General features: G+C 40.3%; 3 protein-coding genes. 2 read left to right on the top strand and 1 reads right to left on the bottom strand.

Going from position 1 to position 4,300, the window contains the following annotated elements:
• Positions 1 to 303: 303 nt before the first annotated feature.
• A complete protein-coding gene (gene asnS, locus VXK47_RS03070; RefSeq protein WP_435547303.1) occupies positions 304 to 1,686 on the top strand; it encodes an asparagine--tRNA ligase in 1,383 nt (460 codons plus the stop codon).
• A gap of 105 nt (positions 1,687 to 1,791) precedes the next feature.
• Positions 1,792 to 3,714 carry a potassium transporter Kup gene (locus VXK47_RS03065; RefSeq protein ID WP_435547302.1) on the top strand — a complete coding sequence of 641 codons (1,923 nt, stop codon included), beginning with the start codon at positions 1,792 to 1,794 and terminating at the stop codon, positions 3,712 to 3,714.
• 159 nt (positions 3,715 to 3,873) lie between these two features.
• On the opposite strand, the gene VXK47_RS03060 is transcribed toward VXK47_RS03065, so the two are convergent.
• Positions 3,874 to 4,125 carry a hypothetical protein gene (locus VXK47_RS03060; protein ID WP_435547301.1) on the bottom strand — a complete coding sequence of 84 codons (252 nt, stop codon included), beginning with the start codon at positions 4,123 to 4,125 and terminating at the stop codon, positions 3,874 to 3,876.
• Between the last annotated feature and the right edge of the window lie 175 nt (positions 4,126 to 4,300).

Raw genomic sequence — 4,300 nt, 5'->3', positions numbered from 1 at the left:
CATCGCCAAGGCCGCGTTGGCTGATGATTTTAATGCCGTTTGCAACAAAAACCAGAAACTCTCCCGAAAATCTTTCGTGGACGCGCTGTTACGGATGGTCGCGTGAGTAAACCATGCATCATTTCGGTGAAACTTTAGTTTGTTTAAAAAACCTTCCGATTTATTATTTTTATAAATTAAATATCATTTTCATTTCCAGCATAAAACATATACATGGAAAAATTAAAAAAACTGCTATATATATGACATCGAATAGATAAAAAAGAAACATTTGTTGATTAATTATTTTAAACGGATGTTATTATGAAAAAATACAAAATTTTATTCCTGTTGAATTCAAAGGTTCAGCTTGAAAATATCGTTGTTAACGGTTGGGTGAGAACAAAGCGTGATTCTTCCGGTTTTTCTTTTATAGAAGTAAACGACGGTTCGTGCTTAAAAAACATTCAGATAATTGCTGAAAACAAACTCGGCAATTACATTGATATAAAAAAACTTTCAACAGGTTCAGCTGTTACAGTATATGGAGATCTTGCCGAATCAAAGGGAAGCGGGCAGAAATGGGAGGTCTTGGCAACAAAAATTGATATAATCAGCATAGCTTCCGATTCATATCCGTTACAGAAAAAACGTCACACGGATGAATATTTGCGGACAATAGCACATCTCAGGCCACGCACAAATAAATACGGTGCTGTATTCCGTATAAGGTCGGAATTGTCTTTTGCCATACACAAATTCTTCAGGGATAAAGGGTTTAAATATATTCACACTCCTATTATCACAGGTTCGGATTGTGAAGGTGCCGGTGAGATGTTTAAAGTTACGGTAATGGATCAGGAAAAGGCTATAAATAAAAACGGACAAGCGGACGATTTGCAGGATTTTTTCGGAAAGCCTGCAAGTCTGACTGTATCCGGGCAGTTGTCCGCAGAAATGCTTGCTCTTGCTCTTGGAGACGTATATACATTCGGTCCTACATTTCGAGCGGAAAACTCAAATACAAGAAGACACGCGGCTGAATTCTGGATGATAGAGCCTGAGATGGTTTTTTGCGATATAAATGACGATATGGATCTTGGTGAGCAAACTATTAAATATTTAACAGATTATGCTCTTAAGGAATGTAAGGAAGATTTGGAATTGTTCGCAACATTTGTTGATAAAGAGCTTCTTAAAAATCTGGAAAATATATGCCTGTCGGATTTTGAAAGACTGCCATACGAAGAAGCGGTAAAAATATTAATAAAATCCAAAGAAAAATTTGAATATGAAGTATCTTTCGGCAAAGATCTTCAGGCAGAACATGAGAATTATCTTGCCGCACAGTATTTTAAAAAACCGGTAATTCTTTATAACTACCCTAAAAGCATAAAGCCATTTTATATGAGGTTAAACGATGATGATAAAACGGTTGCGGCAATGGATATTCTTGTGCCCGGCATAGGAGAATTAATTGGCGGCAGCCAGCGTGAAGAACGGCTTGATGTGCTGGAATTGCGTATGGAAGAATGCGGATTGCTTAAGGAGAATTACTGGTGGTACCTTGATTCACGCCGTTTTGGAACTGTGCCGCACAGCGGCTTCGGACTTGGTTTTGAAAGACTGTTAATGCTTGTAACAGGCATTAAAAATATACGTGATGTAATCCCTTTTCCGAGAACCCCCGGAAATATTGAATTTTAATCAATTACCAAAAAAATCCGTTAACTTTGACAAAATAACAATAGCCGGTACTATAAAACATTGCTTACCCTGAATTATAATTTTTTCTGATGTCGGATACTTTTAATGCAAATTACAAAATCCAAGGAAAGTGAGAAAAAGAATCTCACAGATGATAATATAAAGCCTGAAAAGACAATGGGACTTGCGTTGCTAGCACTTGGTGTTGTATTCGGCGATATCGGCACCAGCCCTTTATATGCAGTAAAAGAGTGCTTCTTTGGCAAACATGCCATTCATCTATCCCAGAACAATATTATGGGGGTTGTTTCACTTATATTCTGGTCACTTACTATAGTTGTCAGCATCAAGTATGTCAGCTTCATCCTGCGGGCGGATAACCGCGGGGAGGGTGGAATTTTTGCTTTGCTGGGACTCACGCCATCAGGAAAAGGAAATGATACCTCCAAATTAAAACCTGTTATCGTGCTGGCCGCAATATTTGGTGCGGCACTGCTTTATGGCGACGGCATCATTACACCAGCCATCTCGGTTCTGTCTGCCATAGAGGGCTTGAGTGTGGCCACCAAAGCTGCCGAACATTTTATTGTTCCGCTAACCTGTATAGTGCTTTTTCTGCTGTTTATCGTTCAAAAGCGTGGTACTGCACATATTGGCAAGATATTCGGCCCGGTCATGGTCCTCTGGTTTGTGCTAATTGCCGTGCTGGGTGTTATAGAAATTTATAATTATCCAGGCATATTAAAAGCCATCAACCCCTGGTATGCCGTTAATTTCTTTTTATTAAACCATTTGCATGGATTCGTGGTGCTTGGAGCCGTTGTCCTCTGCATTACCGGTGGAGAGGCTCTTTATGCAGATCTTGGTCACTTTGGCCGAAGGGCTATTCGTTTTTCATGGTTTTTCGTTGCATATCCGGCTCTGCTGCTCAATTACTTCGGTCAGGGAGCATTGCTTATTGAGCATCCGGAACTGGTCTTTAACCCATTTTATGGGCTTGTTCCAAAGTCACTGCTATTTGCAATGGTTGGTGTTTCAACTATTGCTACGGTCACAGCCTCACAGGCCATGATTTCAGGCATCTTTTCGCTTACCCAGCAGGCAGTGCAACTGGGGTATTGTCCCCGTCTTCGTTTAATACATACTTCAGGTGAAATGGAAGGACAGATATATATCGCCGGTGTGAACTACACCCTCATGATGTTATGCATAGGCGTTGTTTTGGTGTTTAAAGAATCCTCCGGACTGGCGGGAGCATACGGCATTGCAGTTACCGCTACCATGGGCATCACCACAATACTATATTTTGTTGTCATCACCAGGACCCAGCAATGGCCACTATGGAAGGCGTTACCGCCGGTGATACTGTTTTTGGCCTTTGATATGGCTTATTTCTGTTCTAACCTTTTCAAGGTGTTTGACGGAGGCTGGTTCACATTATTAGTAGCAGCGATAATCATGATTATGATGAAAACCTGGAAAGATGGACGTAAGGCATTATCCGGCAGATTCATTGAATCAAGGGTTCCGATCAAACTGTTCCTTGAGGATGTCGCGCGTCACGATATTAAGCGGGTATTCGGAACTGCGGTCTTTATGACTGTTTCTCCGGTTGGCACACCTGCTGCCCTTTTACATCATTTAAAACATAATCATATACTGCACCAGCAGGTCATTCTTCTTTCAATCCGCACAGACAATATACCGAATGTAGCTAAATCCGACCGTTTGAAGGTCGAAGATCTCGGCAATGGTTTTTTCCGTTTGCAGGGAGTCTATGGATTCATGGAATCCCCGAATGTGCCTGAACTCATGGAAATCGCCAAACGCCATGGGATTGATGCTAACCCGGCCACAACCAGTTATTATCTGGGAAGAGAAACCCTTCTTACGTCAGGTGTATCGAAAATGATGAGCTGGCGCAAGGCTCTCTTTTCCTTAATGTCCCGTAATGCTTCGAATGCAACAACGTACTTCGGGATTCCGCCTAACCGCGTGGTCGAACTTGGGGCTCAGATAGAGCTTTAAAGCATTTGCTGATGCAATAGAACCTATTGGAAACTTAAAGTTTGAAAACAAGCTTATTAAGGAAAAGGCCGAACAGTCTATTTAAAGATACATGAAAGATCTTTTAACAGAGAATGTCTGTCTTTTTCTGAAATAATAAAAAAGAGGGGTGTAAGCATTTTATTTTTTATCTTCAAATCCAAACCATTTTTTAAGATGCCGTCTTAATAAAAACAAAAGTAAAGCAAAAAATACTGCAAGAATTCCTCCCCAAAATTCCAAGAGCTTGTCCCAGAATATTTCCTTGAACTCCTTTGTATGCTTTTTCATTTCTTTAGCATGATCCACAAAAACCTGAACCTTAAGATATGTAGTTGCTTTAGGGATTGGTATTCCGCTGCAATCATCAGAATTATATAAATTTTGCCGCATCGCACATTTGTGTGGGTGACCCCAAGATGTTGTGGCACGGTAAATTTGTTCTAAATATAAGCTTCAATTATTTAGAACCACAGGTTGAAATCTTTTCGTCATTTTCAGATAATCGAAGACAGCTCTTACGTTAAATGATAATCGTCTCATTTTTTGAGACACGGTTTGTTTGGCT

Origin of the sequence: Desulfobacterium sp. N47, from assembly GCF_051233685.1 — a bacterium.
Classification (GTDB): Bacteria; Desulfobacterota; Desulfobacteria; order Desulfobacterales; family RPRI01; genus RPRI01.
The sequence above is the reverse complement of the archived record's forward strand: the minus strand, read 5'-3'. Positions and strand labels throughout refer to the sequence as shown.